The organism is Neisseria sp. P0021.S007 (genome assembly GCF_051956855.1).
Genome location: NZ_JBQCXA010000006.1, coordinates 16,282 through 30,854 on the forward strand (window position 1 = coordinate 16,282; position 14,573 = coordinate 30,854).

Here is a 14,573-nt window from a genome sequence, read left to right on the forward strand (position 1 = left end):
TTATTTCGCCAAACCATGCAAACGCTGAATCACTTGTGGCGTATCCAGACCATAACGGAACATATCGTTGGCCTTCCACAAATAAATCTTGCCGTTTTTCGCGGCAGGCGAGCCGGCGATTTCGGGGCGTGCGGCAAAGGTTTTGACGTTGCCTATCATAGCGGTGTTGTGGTCGGCAATAATGATGATATCGGGTTTGGCCGCAATCCATGCCTCACGCGTCATCGGTTTGAGACCGTCAATGGCGGCTGCGGCATTGATACCGCCGGCGCGGCGGATGATTTCGTCGGCGGCAGTGTTTTTGCCCGATACGATGCGCCCGTCGTAGCTGAAGAGGTAGCGTTTGCCGCTGGAAGGCTGTTGTTTCATATCCGCCTGCCACTTACCGGCCAACTTATCCGCCTGCGCGCTTTTACCGATAAGCTGACCGATGTTGCGGATACTTTGCGGATAGGCGGCGATGCTGTCATCGGGCGCAACATTGACGGCTTTAATGCCTGCTTTTTGCAGGTGGGTAAAAATATCGGCAGGCTGCGCCATCCATGAACCGATGGCGATGTCGGGTTTGGCGGCCACAATCGGTTCAACCGTCAGGCGGCGATGAATGCCGATACTGGGCTTGTTTTTCAATGCCGGATTTTGAACGGTCTGATCGCGGCCGACGATTTCGTCCAATGCGCCGAGCGCGGCAACGATGTCTGCCGTATCGGGGGTCAACACGACGATGCGTTGCGCGTGTGCAGTGCCGGTCAACGAAATAAGTGCGGAAAGCAGAAGGAGTTTGAGTTTCATTTATTTTCCTTGTCGAATGCTTTCAGACGGCCTGCTCGCTTTCTCAGGCCGTCTGAAAACGGTTAAATCACATTAGAACTTCAGTTGTACGGTTGCGGCGAAATTGCGGCCGGTTTCGGTGTACAAATCCATCACGCTTGAGCGGCTCATGCCGGCGACGTCTGCGTGTTGCCAGTATTTTTTGTTGCCGATATTGTAAATGTTCGCGCCGATTTCGACGTTTTTAGACGGCTTGTACCACGCTCCGACATCCCATACGCCGTAGCCCGGCGCTTGGAAAATGCTGTCGCTGCTGACGCGGCTGTGTTTTTTCGACCAGCGCAGTTTGGTATCGCCCCCCCATTTTTCTTGCGCGTAGTCCACGCCCAAAACGCCGTTGAGCGGGTAGGCGGAATCCAGCGGCGTGCCGTCTTGCTGCTTGCCACGCATCCAAGCGATGCTGCCGGAGACTTGCCAGCCCGGCAGGAATTTGTAGGCGGCAGAGGCTTCGGCACCGTAGGTTTTGACGTGATCAAGGTTTTGATATTGGTACTGGATAATCGGGCGACCGCCTATGGAGGCAGTGCCGACTTCGGTGCGGTCGATGAAGTTTCGATAACGGTTGTAGAACGCGGTAACTTGCGCACGGGTGCGTTCGTTTTTGAACTTCATCCCCAATTCAAAGCTGTTGGAGCGTTCGGATTTGAGGTTGGCATTGGGAATGACGGCATAGCCGTAGGTCGTATTGGCAAACGCCATGGTCGCACTGTCAAACGGCGGCGTACGGAAGCCTTGGGAATAAGTGGCAAAACTGGTGAACTGCTCACCCATCGGTACACTCAGGCGCAGGCTGGGTGTAAACGCGGAATCGCTAAAGCGCGTCGCCGTTCCGCTGGGGTTGGCGTTGAGATAGGCTTGATCGGTCGAAGTGTTCAGCTTGTCTTTTTCGTAACGCAAGGCCGGTGTCAGGACGATGCCGTTGCCGAAAGTCAGGCTGTCTTGTGCGTAAACGCTGAACGTTTTGCGCTTGCTGTCGGGGAAAGTTTTATTCGGATAGGTGCTGCCTGCATAAACTTTGCTGACGGCACCGGTCAGATTGTCCACTGTCAGGCTGTCGCGCGGACGGGCGGTCTCGGTGTGTTTGTATTCGGCGCCGGCAACGACGGTTTGTTTGACCGCGCCGTCAAATTCCCATACGCTGCGTCCGTTCAGCCCGCGTATGGTCTGATTGAAACCGTAGTCGGAATAACGGGTCGAGTTACCTAATTGGCGCGTGCCCATACGCGTAATGCTCGCATCGACGGCATCGTCTTCCGTACGCAGTTTTTGCTGATAGGCAGTCAGGTTGGCTTCTTTCAGACGGCCTTCGCCAGTGTAGCGGTAGCCTGCTTCGATACGTTGACGGCGGATACGGTCGCGGGCGTTGCTCTCAGATGTTGCGATGGTTACCGGCCCGCGCGATTGCGAACCCAAGCCGTTTGCCAATACGGTATCGTTGGCGTGGTAATACTGTTCGTACAAAGTTTCCAAGCGGTGGCGTTCGTTGCCGATATTGCCTTTCGCCAAGATATTATAGGCATTGTTTTTCTGAGGGTTGGTGGCAGTACGCGCAGTCGAGTAGCTGGTATCGCTGCCCATGTTTTCGGTTTCATGACCTTGACGGCGCGTCAGCATCAGCAGACCTTCGGCGTTTTCATGGAAACCTGCCACAGTCGCCGTCACGCCATGGCTGCGGTCACGGCCGCGGTAGCTGTGTTTTAAACCGAAATACCCGCGTTTGCCCGCATCGACAAAATCGCTCGGTGAGAGCGTCACCATGTTCACCACGCCGCCAAGCGCATCACTACCGTACAGCGCGGAATAAGGGCCTTTGACAATATCGACCTGCTTGAGCGTGTCGCTTTCGACCATATCGCGTCCCGAAATCGCGCCGTTGGAACCGCCGCCTGCATAAGATTCGGGAATGCGTACGCCGTCCACCATCATCAGAATGCGGTTGCCGTCTATGCCTCGGATATTGATACCCGCATGACCGCGGCGATTGTTGTCTGACGGCACGCTGACGCCGAATTCATACATCACGATATCGTCTAAATTCTGTGCCGAGGCTTGATTCAAGGTTTTGCGTCCGATAACCGACACATTCGGCGCCGCTTTATCCAAGGTTTGCGCATTACGGTCGGCCGTAACCACCACAGGCTCTATTTCTGCCTGAGCCACCGGCATCTGAGCCGCATATAACTGTCCGGAAAAAACCGCCCCTATTACACAGGCAATCGCTTTCTTTTTCATTACACAACCTTATTATTTGAATAAAAATGGTTTGCATTTATAAAATAAATAGGCGATTTTTGCAAGTTTAGAAACCACAAGATAGCACTAAAACCACTTCAAAAACGCAAAATATAGTATGACGTAGCTGGATAAATAATGGGGCTGACGTAGATTAGCCCTAAATTCCACACCAATCCCGCAGAATTTTAAGCTGTTGAGACGGTGTGCCGAAGTTAAACTGAAATTCGCATTCTTTCAAGAACAGCGGGAAGGATTTGCGATCAATTCCGTTGTATTTACGCAAGACGCGTTTTGCCTGATTCCAAAAATTCTCAATGTCGTTAATGTGGTTCTGACGGTCTGCAAATTCCTTGGAATGGTTGATACGGTAATGGATAAAACCGCTTACGTCCAGCTTGTCATAGCTGCTCAGGCTATCCGTGTAAACAATGCTGTCCGGCATGATTTTCTGTTTGATAACAGGCATCAAAGTATCAGATTTGGCATTATCTACGACAACGGTATAGACCCGTCCGTTGCGTTTCAGGATGCCAAAGACAACTACTTTTCCTGCTGCGCCGCGACCACGTCTGCCTTTACGCCTTCCGCCGAAATAACTTTCGTCCAGCTCAACAGAGCTCTCAAAAACCTCATCGGCAACCAAGGCCAGATAATGGCTGATAACCATACGAATTTTGCGGTAGAACAGAATAGCGGAGTTGGGCTGAATGCCCAAAATATCGGCAGCGGAACGGGCGGTAACTTGGAGTACAAAAAATTCAAGTAGTTTCTTTTGAACTCTCTTGCTTAATTTACAATTGGTTATCTGCATTTTCGTAGCCTAGCATAACCGCTAATCTACGTCAGCCCCTAGATTTTTACCATAGGTATATTTCTTTTCATCTGATTTAGATAACCGATAACATCATGAAGCCTGCTTTTTACCTCCCAATATTGTTTTTACTTTCAGCGTGCCGTCCTGAAGCTGAGACAGCCGACATGGCTGCACCAACGGCGCGTAAGCCTTCTTAATTACGAGTCTGAAAAGCGTCAAACTGTAGCCACCCCAGTTAAAACACAAATTCCTGCATTATCTGCAATCAAAAACCAAGCTGATTTTGACTTACTGTCGCGTATTTATGAGCAAGGTAGTGAATATGAAATTCCTCATATCCTTTTCCTCATCGATCGTGAAAATAATAACCGTACAGACTACATCAATACTCCCAAATTTCGGCTGCATGAGCACTATCTGGCTACCATCTTGAAACCCATGCTGTCAAAAACTGAATTGAATCAACAATACCGTAGTCCTAACCGGCGTTATCTGTTGGGTACTATCAGTTGGCAGAATAGTACTCAAGAATATGTTTATGAGTTTTGGGAAGGAGACAAAATCACACCTGAATTGTTGAAATTGGCGGCAGGCCGTCTGAAAGACAGTTTCTACGCTCCGTTGCGTTATAAAACCAATTCTTTATGGCAGGAAACCGTTGCCGAGCAAAGCAAAGTTCCTTTTATTACCCAAGAAAGTTTGATTAAAAATTTCCCCTACCTGCCTCTAAACCAAGGTAAAGCGATAGGTACATTACGCGTTATTGTCAAAGAAGATGATCTTCATAATGTTGGCGCCGACGATATTATTATTTTGAAAGAGGTTCCCCTAGAGCTGCCACCTGTGGCAGGGATTATCAGCGAGAAACCATCTACTGCACTATCGCATGTGAATGTATTGGCACGCGGCTGGGGGATTCCCAATATTTACCTTAAAGACGCAGAAAAAATCCTAACCCCATATATTGGCCGTCGTATCGAATTTGAAGCGACTGCTAAGCAATACCGAATTGTCCAAACCAACCGGAACACTACCAGTAAAAGCTTTTCAGACGGCCTTACCCTGCCCCAACCTGATGTTTCCGATTATGGCCTTAGGGCTTTGTCAAACCTGCGCCGTGATGACAGCCGTTACTGCGGCAGTAAGGCTGCCAACCTCGGTCATATCCGCGCCCATATTAAAGGTAGTAATGTACCTGACGGATTCTGCATTCCGTTTGCCTATTATCAAGCCATGATGGATAGGCTGGGTATTAATGCAACAACACTGGCCCAAATCGAAACACAAAGTGATGGAGACAACCGCAAGCGCCGTACTGCTTTACTCACGCTGCAGAAAAAAATTACCGATGCCGAAATCCCGTCGGAATGGAAACATAAATGGGCTGAGCAATGGCGCAATCAATTAAACAGCAAAGGCGTGTTTGTCCGCAGCTCCTCTAATTCCGAAGACCTACCCAATTTCAGCGGCGCAGGGCTGTACACCACCGTGCCAAATGTTACCGATGAAAACGCGTTGGCCGAAGCAGTGAAGCAATCTTGGGCTTCTGTTTTCAATTACAGTGCATACGAAGCCCGCCGTATTGCCGGATTGCCTCACGATAGCGTGAAAATGAGTGTCTTTGTGCAACAAAGCATCAATGCAGATCTCTCCGGCGTGTTGGTTACCATCAATCCTTATGATATTGCTCAGAAAAATAGCGCCTACATTGCCGCCAAACGCGGGTTGGGTATTCGTGTCGTTGAAGGCAAACGGGTAGCCGAACAGGTGGTCTATAACCGTCGCAATGATTCTGTACAACGTCTCAGCTCCTCTAATGAAACCACAGCGTTGCAACTGGATAAAAATGGTGGAGTACGGGAGGTGCCTGTAACCAGTGGCAATGTGATGAATCAAGAACAAATCCGTCGCCTTGACCAAACCGGCCAACAAATCAAACAGCTATTTGCCAATGGCGAGCAGGATATCGAATGGGCGTTTGACAATGGTAAGCTTGTTATCCTCCAAGCACGACCGTATCTAAACGGTACACGTTAAAGTAAAAGGCCGTTTGAAATTATCGTTTCAGACGGCCTTTGCATCATAAGTTAGTTATACCCTATACTTCCAGATCTCCAAGGAACTATGATGTCAAAACAACTCACTTTTTATTTTATTCGCCATGGCCGTACCCAATGGAACGAACAAGAGCTTTTGCAGGGATCAGGCAATTCACCACTGACCGAACAAGGAATTACAGGAGCTCAGAAAACCGGGGCGGCGCTACAACAAGTAGAATTTACCGCTGCTTATTCCAGCATTTTACAACGTGCCATTGATACGGCTGGCCATATTATCGGTCAGCGTCCTATTCCTCTTTTTCAGCACTGTGGACTAAATGAGCAATCTTTTGGAAGTTGGGAAGGTATGCAGATCACTGACCTACGGAAGTTAACCGAATTTAAACAACTGACCAATGACCCGGCAGCTTATAAAGCATTAAGCAATGGTGGCGAAACCTTTGAACAATTAGCAGTACGTGCAATGGACGCCCTTTGCGATATCATTAAAGTACATCAATCGGGAGCCAATATTTTAGTGGTATCACATGGCCATACCTTGCGGCTTTTATTATCCTTACTAGGCGGAGCGACTTGGGAAAACCATCGTGATGAGGGTAAATCCGTGTCATTGTTAAATACTTCGATCAGTATTGTGAAATACGATAGTGAAAGCGGTTTTCATATTGAGCAACTTAACGATGTGGCTCATTTACAATGATCACAACTATTCATCAATAATAAAAAAGGTGGGCATTTTTACCCACCTTTTTTGCCATTAGCCGAATACTTTTTCCAAGTATGCTTGATAGTCTACTAAATATTGTTCTACTTGTGGATTTTTAATCACATCGTTACATACGAATGTTGGCAGACGGGTCAAACCGATGAACTCATTGAGTTTGTGGAAGTGCATGTATAAAGCATCCACACCTTTACCTTCGAAGAAGTCGCCTTCGCGAGTAAAGGCTTCAATCGGGGCATTCCAAGTAAGCGAGAGCATGTGTTTTTTACCTTGCAACAAACCACCTGTGCCGTAGCCTTCAGTCGGATTGACACGATGGCGACCATCACTATGGTAAAGCTTGCCGTGTCCGGCGGTTAATACTTCGTCTATGTATTTTTTCACTGTCCAAGGTTCGTGCATCCACCAGCCCGGCATCTGCCAAATCACGGCATCCATCCATAAGAATTTTTCGATTTCTGCTTCAACATCATAGCCGGCATCAATCACGGTTTCTTGTATATTGTGTCCAAGTACGGTCAAAACTTCTTTCGCTTTTTTATGAAGCGTGTGGTTTAACTCACCATGCGAATGTCCGAAATTTTTACCACCGTCTAGTAATAAAATATTCATCTTTTGCTCCTACAACAAATAATTCTGAAAAATGAGAGCTTCAATTATGCCTTTTTACTGCATCTTTTAAAAGTACATTGGCTTGCACGCTTTTACAGACCATAAAGGGAAATTTATCATACCTATCATTAGCATTCATTATCTTCCTTCAACCAAATAAGCCTTTTCAATCAGCTCTCTAACCCAGCGATACGCAGGATCTTTATGTGTCCGTTCGTGCCAAATCAATGTTTTGGTAAAACCTTGAATTTCAAGGGGGGGGCTCAAAGCGTTTGAGATTGGGCAAGTTGCTAATTAAACGTTCAGTCAGGACTACCAATAAATCGCTTTGTTCTAGTAATTCAGGCAAAACAATAAAGTTTTGTACCGATAGACTGACATTTCTTTGTAGCCCCATCGCTTTCAGGGCTTGGTCAATAACACCGCTGAAGTTACCGCCATGATAGGAAATCAAGGCTTGTTCTAACTGGCAAAATTGCTCAAGGGTAAGTTCTGTTTGTTGGGCTATTGGGTGATCGTGGCGAACGGCACAAATATAGCGTTCATCATACAGATTTTTTGCATGAATATCCGGTGCTTGGAAGTCTAGTGTAACCACCGCAAAGTCAATTTACTGCTGTTCAAGCTGATTTTGTACGATGCTTTCGTTAATCGCCAGCACCACCACTTTAATTTTCGGCGCTTGGATTTTAGAAAGCCTGCCTAACAACCGCGTGCGTGTATTAACCGAAGAAAGCCAAATCGGCAAACTCGCCAAAGGCTTGGCAGTAACTGTGCCAAATCCAATGGTAAACGGCCATCAAGCATGGTTAGACGGTTTAACAAAAGCCGCGAAAAAATAAAGCAGCCTGCACTTTGAAAAACAAGGTACAGGCTGCTTTAGGATAATGAGCCGTTTATCAATCCAGTTTCAGGATTTCTCCGTCTTCCGGAACGTTCACACGGCTTTCAATGCCTTGACCGCGTATAAATTTACGCATATCGGTGCGGCTGACGGCGGTATGATTCACGGTATCCATGTGTACGGTGATGATTTTGGCTTTAGGCATGACTTGGCTGGCTTTTAATACATCAGCCGTCCCCATAATAATGCCGTCTGAAATGCCTGAAATCAGCGCGTAGCCCGTGTTCATAATCAGATAATCGGGTTTGTAGCGGTTCAATGCTTTGTTTACATCTGCCGTCCACACAGTATCACCCATAATATAAGCGGTTTTGTGTCCGCTGCTTTGAAATACCACACCCATTGCATCGCCTAAGATTTCGGCTAGCTGAGGGTTGGCATACATGGCTTCTGTACCATGTACGCCGCCGGTTTTGCTGATGGTTACACCGTTGAATACAGTGCTGCCGTTCAACACGCGTACATCAGTAAAGCCTTGGCTGCGGATTTTTGCCGCGTCGGCTTGGTGCTGCACATATACGGGCAGGTTTTTCGGAATGGAACGTGCGGCGGTTTCGTCCCAATGGTCTTCGTGAGTATGGGTAACGACAACTGCATCCACACCGTCCAAAATTTTATTCACGCTCATCGGCAGCCCGACCAGCGGCATTTTGGCTTGGCTGTTGAACGTGCCGGCAAAGCCGTTCATGGAGTGCTTGGGTGCGAAAAACGGGTCAATCAAAAAAGTCTGCCCCGCATATTCGACTTTGGCGGTAGCGTTACGGATATGTTGGTATGAATCGTCTGCCCAAGCGGAAAAGGCTGTCGCGCCCAAAACAGTGGCAAGAATAAATTGCTTGGATTTCATGATGTTGCTCCTTAGAAAATTATGGAGCGTATTTTAAGCTGCAGGTGTATCGGCTAAAATAGGCAATATTGCCAACAAACGCAAGGATAGTGCCAAAATGTCGTCTGAAAACGAGCGTAACGAGTTTCGCCAAAATCAAACTGTTCCCAAAATCGTGCTATATGCTCAATCGGGCATGAATGATTTTGTCTTCAACATTCCCTTTTCTGTTTTTCAGACGACCTATCGGGACAATCCGCTCTTTGACCTGAAAATCTGTTCCGATGATAGCAAAGACGTTATCACGGCACTGGGCGCAAGCATTCCCGTACACGACGGATTGGATTTGACGGAAGAAGCCGACATCATCGTCATCGCAGGCTGGCGCAATATTGAAGAAGCCCCGACGCCAGAACTGGCTGAGAATTTACAGCGGGCAGCGAAACGTGGTGCGCATATCACCGCCCTATGTTACGGCACTTACGCCCTTGCCTACACAGGACTTTTAGACGGCAGAACCGCCGCCACCCACTGGCTTGCCGAAGACGACTTTGTCCGCCGTTTCCCTAAAATTCATCTGGATACCAACCGCCTATATGCAGAAGACGGCAACTTTTTAACATCGGCAGGTGCGGCGGGTGGGCTGGATTGTTGCCTGTACCTCATCCGCAAAATCCACGGTGCAACCGTTGCCAACGACCTTGCCCGTACCTTGGTTGCGGCACCACACCGCGAAGGCGGGCAGGCACAGTTTATCCACCGACCTGTCGAACGTCGTACCGCCGATGACAAAATCAATCACCTATTGGACGAACTGCGCCAAAACCTTGCGACCCCATACCGCTTGGACGATTTGGCAAAAAAATTAGCCGTTTCCCGCCGTACCTTTATCCGCCATTTTTCTCAAGCCACAGGCATGAATTTCGGTGAGTGGCTCACCACAGAGCGGCTATGGCAGGTACAGGATTTGTTGGAAAATACGGATTTGCCGATAGAACGCATCGCCGAACAAAGCGGCTTCGGCAGCGCGTCAAACCTACGTTTGCAGTTCAAAGCCAAGTTTAAAATCAATCCGAATGCCTGGCGGAAAGTATTTGGCAGATAGCTTGCGTTAGTCAATCCAAAATACCTGAGTGCAGGCTGCTTTGGAGGTCGTCTGAAAACCCAAAAAGCAGCCTGTACTTTTCAGACGGCCTTTTTTCTTTTTCAAAGAGTAGAGAAATTTCAAAGAGTTTTTATAAATCATCTTCAAAATCCAAACGCTTGTTCTATCCTAATCATTTATATTCAAAGATGACAATCTCAATCTCATCCTCGCCAATAGAGATAGCGGCTCTTATATGAATACAAGATGCCGTCTGAAAGTTGAGTTTCAGACGGCCTTTGTGTAATGTGAGCTTTCCTACCATTTTTCCTTGCATCGATGAATCATACTCCCTCTACGATGTAAATTATGTAAACACTGTGTTGATGGTTTATCATAGCAAAGCCTGCACCAAGCAATCATAAATACCGCAATATGTATAAAATCAAAAACCAATAAGAGAAAAAATGAATAAACAACAACTTGCAGCCAAAATTTGGCAATCTGCGAATAAAATGCGTTCCAAAATTGAAGCGAACGAATACAAAGACTACATCTTAGGCTTTATTTTCTACAAATTTTTGTCCGACAAACTGGAGAAATTTGCCCTTGAACAAGGCTTAGAAAAATCAAATTTTGCCGATGAGCTTACCGAATCTAACGTGGATCTTGTCAACCATATCAAAAGAAACCTCGGTTATTTCATCAGCTACGAACATCTATTCTCAACTTGGCTAGCCCAAGGCTCGGATTTCAATATTGCCAACGTCCGCACTGCAATGAGCGCTTTCAGCCGCAATATTGCAGAAAACTACATCTCAGTTTTTGACGGCATTTTCAAAACCTTAGAATCCGGTTTGAGCAAATTGGGCGATACCGCCGCCAGCCAAACCAATGCGGTGAAAGACCTTTTCGTGCTGATTGCCGATATTCCAATGGACGGCAAACAAGGCTATGACGTATTGGGCTTTATTTACGAGTATCTCATCGGTATGTTTGCCGCTAATGCAGGCAAAAAAGCGGGCGAATTCTATACGCCGCACGAAGTATCTTTGCTGATGTCTGAAATTATTGCCGACCATCTCAAAGACCGTGAAGAAATCAGCATTTACGACCCGACCAGCGGCTCAGGTTCATTGCTGATCAACATCGGCCATAGCGTTGCCAAACATCTCAAAAGCGCCGACAGCATCAAATATTACGCACAAGAATTAAAAGAAAACACTTACAACCTCACGCGTATGAATTTGGTCATGCGCGGCATTTTGCCGAGCAATATTTTCACCCGCAATGCCGATACATTAGAAGACGACTGGCCGCTGGAAGGCGAGCCGCTGTATCTGGATGCCGTAGTGTCCAATCCGCCCTATTCCCAGCCGTGGAATCCCAAAGACAAAGAAGGCGACATCCGCTACAAACGTTTTGGCGTCGCCCCGCAGGCAAAAGCCGATTTTGCCTTTCTATTGCACGACCTCTTCCACTTAAAGCCCGACGGCATCATGACCATCGTCTTGCCGCATGGCGTGCTTTTTAGGGGCGGAGAAGAAGAGAAAATCAGAAAAAATCTGATTGAATACAATCATATCGATGCCATTATCGGTCTGCCTGCCAATATCTTTTTTGGTACGGGCATTCCCACCATCATCGTCGTTTTACGCCAAGAGCGCGAACGTAACGACGTATTGATGATTGACGCCTCCAAACATTTCATCAAAGTGGGCAAAAACAACCATTTGCAGGCAAGTGACATCAAGCGCATTGTCGATTGCGTGACCCATCGCCGGGAATTGCCTAAATTCTCCCGCATTGTGCCGAAAGCCGAAATTGTAGCAAACGGCTACAACCTCAACATTCCGCGCTATGTTGATTCCGCCGAACCGGTGGAGCAATGGGATATTTTCGCCACCATGCACGGCGGCATTCCCAAAGCCGAGCTGGCACAATTCGCAGACTATTGGGCAGCCTTTGACGGTTTACAGACGGCCTTATTTACCGATAACGGCACACCTTATGTGCAGCCGAAAACCGACAATCTCAAAGCCGCCATGCAAAGCCACGCCAGCGTGCTGAATTACCAAGCGCAATTTGCCCAAAACTTTGCCGATTTCCCCGCTCGCTTGGAAACCCTGCTGATTGAACCGATGGAAACGCTCAACATCTCCCAAACCCAGCAGCAACTCGCCGAACTCATTCGGGAAAAAGTGCAGGCAATGCCCTTATTGGATTTTTATACCGCCTATCAAAAACTCGATGACCTATGGCGCGCCGATGTGGCAGGCATTGCCGCCGATTTGGAGATGATTCAAACCGAAGGCAAACAAGCAATTAAGCAGGTTGATCCATTTATGGTGTTGAAAAAAGACAGCAAAACCAAAAAAGAAGCCGAAGTACAAGACGGCTGGGTAGGGCATATTCTGCCATTTGAATTGGTGCAAGCCGTCAAATTGCCGCAGGAATTGACAAACCTGAAAGCCAAAGAAAATCGCTTAGAGGAAATCACCGCCGAACTACAGAGTATTTTAGATGATTTGAGCGAAGAAGAAAAAAGTGGACCTTATGTCAATGACGATAATGATGCATTTATTGCTAAAGAAATTGCTGCTTATTTCAAAGTAATTTATGCAAGCGTTACAACAGAAGAAACAATCGCATTGGAAAATTACCTAGAATTATTGTCAAACAAGGCTAAAAAAGCTGAAAAATTAGTATTTATTCAAGAAAATACGGTTGTAAATTGGGAAAATATTGAAGCTTCAAAAGATGGCACTTATGCAAAAGCGAAAGTGAATGCATATTTAAAATCTTTGCGTAGCGGTTATGAATTTGACGAAGATAGCTTAGAGAACAAACTATTAACAGTTCAAGCATTATTGGAGGAAGAAAAAGAAATAAAAGCCCAGATTAAAACCGACTCAGCGAACCTCCACAGCAAAACCAAAGCCGCTATTGAAGCCCTGGATGATGCCGAAGCCCTCGCTTTGCTCCGCCAAAAATGGTTTGTTCCGCTCAATGCGGCGATGCGTAGGCTGCCTGAAAACATGCTGGCGCAATTCAGCCAAAAACTGACCGCACTTTGCGACAAATATGCCGACACCTATCAGCATATCAGCCAACGTAAACAAGAAAGCGCCACCGCACTGGCGCAAATGATGGACGAACTCACCGGCAGCGACTTTGATTTGCAGGGTATTGCCGCATGGCAGGCGATTTTGAAAGGCTAAGGGGGAAAAATGAATAAGCAACAAGAGCCACGTTTGCGGTTTCAGGGTTTTACGGGAGAATGGAAGACGGAAGGTTTTGAAAGCGTTGGAGAATTTAATCCTAAAGCAGAAATTCCCCAAATTTTCCAGTATGTTGATTTAGAGTCTGTTGTTGGTACTCAACTAATTTCCTATAGGGAAGAATTTAAGGAAACAGCACCTTCAAGAGCACAAAGATTAGCTAAAAATGGGGATTTGTTTTTTCAGGCTGTTCGTCCTTACCAAAAAAACAATTATCTATTTGAGAAAAATAATGAAAATTTCGTATTTTCAACTGGATATATTCAAATTCGTCCACAAAATGATGGTTATTTTTTATTAACGTTGGTGCAGAAAGAAGAATTTGTTCAAGAAGTTCTATTACGTTGCACGGGGACAAGTTACCCAGCAATTAATACAAGTAGTCTACAAAACATAGCAATCTTACTTCCTCCAACTGCTGAAGAACAAGCCCATCTTGGCAATTTTTTCCGTCGCTTAGACAGCCAAATTGCAGAGAGCCGTACGGTGTTGGAAAAAAGCCGTCAGCTTAAAAAGGCCATGTTGGCAAAAATGTTCCCCGCAAACGGTGAAAAAATACCGAAAATCCGTTTTAAAGGGTTTGAGGGGGAGTGGGAGCGAAATGAATTAGGCTGCTTGGGTTATTGCTTATCAGGTATTGGTTTTTCTGAAAATGAGCAAGGTGGAGAAAATGGCATACCATTTTTCAAAGTGTCAGATATGAATTTATCGGGTAACGAAGTTTATCTAAGAAAAGCCAATAACTATGTAACCCAAGAACAAATTGATAAACAACGATGGCAAGTTATTCAACAGCTCCCATGTATATTTTTTGCCAAAGTTGGAGCAGCTTTACTGTTAAATCGTAAACGGCTGGTTAATACTCCATTTTTACTTGATAACAATACAATGGCGTTTATCTTAGATTCAAGCTTGGATAATTATTTTATGAAAACACTTTTTGATACGATTGATTTGCCTGCATTAGCCCAAATCGGAGCTTTGCCATCCATAAATGCAAAAGATATTGAGAAGAATATTGTGTTTATTCCTACCCCTAAAGAACAAAGCGCCATTGGTAATTTTTTCCGCCAATTGGACGAAACCATTGCCTTACAGTCGGCAGAGGTCGAAAAACTAAACCAACTCAAAAAAGGGCTGTTGGCGGTGATGTTGGTATAGGGCGGGCGTTCCTGCCCATGATTGAGGCCGTCTGAAAAATT

Annotated in this window: 13 protein-coding genes; 6 read left to right on the forward strand and 7 right to left on the reverse strand. The window is 46.4% G+C overall.

Annotated features, from left to right (window positions below; genetic code table 11):
• From ACTHUR_RS08325 to ACTHUR_RS08335, 3 genes are all read right to left on the reverse strand, one after another.
• Positions 1-792 (reverse strand): heme/hemin ABC transporter substrate-binding protein, encoded by a 792-nt coding sequence (locus ACTHUR_RS08325; protein ID WP_004520550.1) that lies wholly within the window; start codon positions 790-792, stop codon positions 1-3.
• Positions 793-864: 72 nt separating this feature from the next.
• Positions 865-3,063, reverse strand: coding sequence for a TonB-dependent hemoglobin/transferrin/lactoferrin family receptor (locus ACTHUR_RS08330; protein ID WP_004520551.1), 2,199 nt, complete (start codon positions 3,061-3,063; stop codon positions 865-867).
• A gap of 160 nt (positions 3,064-3,223) precedes the next feature.
• The gene (locus ACTHUR_RS08335) at positions 3,224-3,877 is read right to left on the reverse strand and encodes an IS1595 family transposase (protein ID WP_004520552.1); all 654 of its coding nucleotides are present in this window, start codon (positions 3,875-3,877) and stop codon (positions 3,224-3,226) included.
• A 441-nt stretch (positions 3,878-4,318) separates the two neighbouring features.
• Between ACTHUR_RS08335 and ACTHUR_RS08340 the strand changes: the two genes are divergently transcribed.
• Positions 4,319-5,917: a PEP/pyruvate-binding domain-containing protein gene (locus tag ACTHUR_RS08340; protein WP_440361157.1), complete on the forward strand. Its 1,599-nt coding sequence runs from the start codon at positions 4,319-4,321 to the stop codon at positions 5,915-5,917.
• Between the two features lie 90 nt (positions 5,918-6,007).
• Complete coding sequence (locus ACTHUR_RS08345) at positions 6,008-6,640, forward strand: histidine phosphatase family protein (RefSeq protein ID WP_039862396.1); 633 nt, start codon at positions 6,008-6,010, stop codon at positions 6,638-6,640.
• A 57-nt stretch (positions 6,641-6,697) separates the two neighbouring features.
• On the opposite strand, the gene ACTHUR_RS08350 is transcribed toward ACTHUR_RS08345, so the two are convergent.
• Together ACTHUR_RS08350 and ACTHUR_RS08355 are read right to left on the reverse strand one after the other, a co-directional pair.
• A complete protein-coding gene (locus ACTHUR_RS08350) occupies positions 6,698-7,276 on the reverse strand; it encodes an NAD(P)H-dependent oxidoreductase (protein ID WP_004520557.1) in 579 nt (192 codons plus the stop codon).
• A gap of 250 nt (positions 7,277-7,526) precedes the next feature.
• Complete coding sequence (locus ACTHUR_RS08355; RefSeq protein WP_440361158.1) at positions 7,527-7,874, reverse strand: LysR substrate-binding domain-containing protein; 348 nt, start codon at positions 7,872-7,874, stop codon at positions 7,527-7,529.
• A gap of 40 nt (positions 7,875-7,914) precedes the next feature.
• Here ACTHUR_RS08355 and ACTHUR_RS08360 point away from each other — a divergent pair, with 40 nt between their 5' ends.
• Positions 7,915-8,118: a hypothetical protein gene (locus ACTHUR_RS08360; protein WP_004520559.1), complete on the forward strand. Its 204-nt coding sequence runs from the start codon at positions 7,915-7,917 to the stop codon at positions 8,116-8,118.
• A gap of 57 nt (positions 8,119-8,175) precedes the next feature.
• Here ACTHUR_RS08360 and ACTHUR_RS08365 read toward each other — a convergent pair whose 3' ends face one another.
• Complete coding sequence (locus ACTHUR_RS08365; RefSeq protein ID WP_440361159.1) at positions 8,176-9,027, reverse strand: MBL fold metallo-hydrolase; 852 nt, start codon at positions 9,025-9,027, stop codon at positions 8,176-8,178.
• 97 nt (positions 9,028-9,124) lie between these two features.
• Between ACTHUR_RS08365 and ACTHUR_RS08370 the strand changes: the two genes are divergently transcribed.
• Positions 9,125-10,111 carry a GlxA family transcriptional regulator gene (locus ACTHUR_RS08370; RefSeq protein WP_440361160.1) on the forward strand — a complete coding sequence of 329 codons (987 nt, stop codon included), beginning with the start codon at positions 9,125-9,127 and terminating at the stop codon, positions 10,109-10,111.
• 6 nt (positions 10,112-10,117) lie between these two features.
• Here ACTHUR_RS08370 and ACTHUR_RS08375 read toward each other — a convergent pair whose 3' ends face one another.
• A complete protein-coding gene (locus ACTHUR_RS08375) occupies positions 10,118-10,252 on the reverse strand; it encodes a hypothetical protein (protein WP_440361161.1) in 135 nt (44 codons plus the stop codon).
• 305 nt (positions 10,253-10,557) lie between these two features.
• Here ACTHUR_RS08375 and ACTHUR_RS08380 point away from each other — a divergent pair, with 305 nt between their 5' ends.
• Positions 10,558-13,311, forward strand: coding sequence for a type I restriction-modification system subunit M (locus tag ACTHUR_RS08380; RefSeq protein ID WP_440361162.1), 2,754 nt, complete (start codon positions 10,558-10,560; stop codon positions 13,309-13,311).
• 9 nt (positions 13,312-13,320) lie between these two features.
• On the forward strand, positions 13,321-14,532 hold the full coding sequence (locus ACTHUR_RS08385) for a restriction endonuclease subunit S (RefSeq protein WP_440361163.1): 1,212 nt from the start codon (positions 13,321-13,323) through the stop codon (positions 14,530-14,532).
• Positions 14,533-14,573 lie beyond the last annotated feature (41 nt).

Bases quoted from the DNA above. Each gene is read 5' to 3' on its own strand.
- ACTHUR_RS08325 (WP_004520550.1), bottom strand. From the start codon at position 792: ATGAAACTCAAACTCCTTCTGCTTTCCGCACTTATTTCGTTGACCGGC.
- ACTHUR_RS08330 (WP_004520551.1), bottom strand. From the start codon at position 3,063: ATGAAAAAGAAAGCGATTGCCTGTGTAATAGGGGCGGTTTTTTCCGGA.
- ACTHUR_RS08335 (WP_004520552.1), bottom strand. From the start codon at position 3,877: ATGCAGATAACCAATTGTAAATTAAGCAAGAGAGTTCAAAAGAAACTA.
- ACTHUR_RS08340 (WP_440361157.1), top strand. From the start codon at position 4,319: ATGCTGTCAAAAACTGAATTGAATCAACAATACCGTAGTCCTAACCGG.
- ACTHUR_RS08345 (WP_039862396.1), top strand. From the start codon at position 6,008: ATGTCAAAACAACTCACTTTTTATTTTATTCGCCATGGCCGTACCCAA.
- ACTHUR_RS08350 (WP_004520557.1), bottom strand. From the start codon at position 7,276: ATGAATATTTTATTACTAGACGGTGGTAAAAATTTCGGACATTCGCAT.
- ACTHUR_RS08360 (WP_004520559.1), top strand. From the start codon at position 7,915: ATGCTTTCGTTAATCGCCAGCACCACCACTTTAATTTTCGGCGCTTGG.
- ACTHUR_RS08365 (WP_440361159.1), bottom strand. From the start codon at position 9,027: ATGAAATCCAAGCAATTTATTCTTGCCACTGTTTTGGGCGCGACAGCC.
- ACTHUR_RS08370 (WP_440361160.1), top strand. From the start codon at position 9,125: ATGTCGTCTGAAAACGAGCGTAACGAGTTTCGCCAAAATCAAACTGTT.
- ACTHUR_RS08375 (WP_440361161.1), bottom strand. From the start codon at position 10,252: ATGATTTATAAAAACTCTTTGAAATTTCTCTACTCTTTGAAAAAGAAA.
- ACTHUR_RS08380 (WP_440361162.1), top strand. From the start codon at position 10,558: ATGAATAAACAACAACTTGCAGCCAAAATTTGGCAATCTGCGAATAAA.
- ACTHUR_RS08385 (WP_440361163.1), top strand. From the start codon at position 13,321: ATGAATAAGCAACAAGAGCCACGTTTGCGGTTTCAGGGTTTTACGGGA.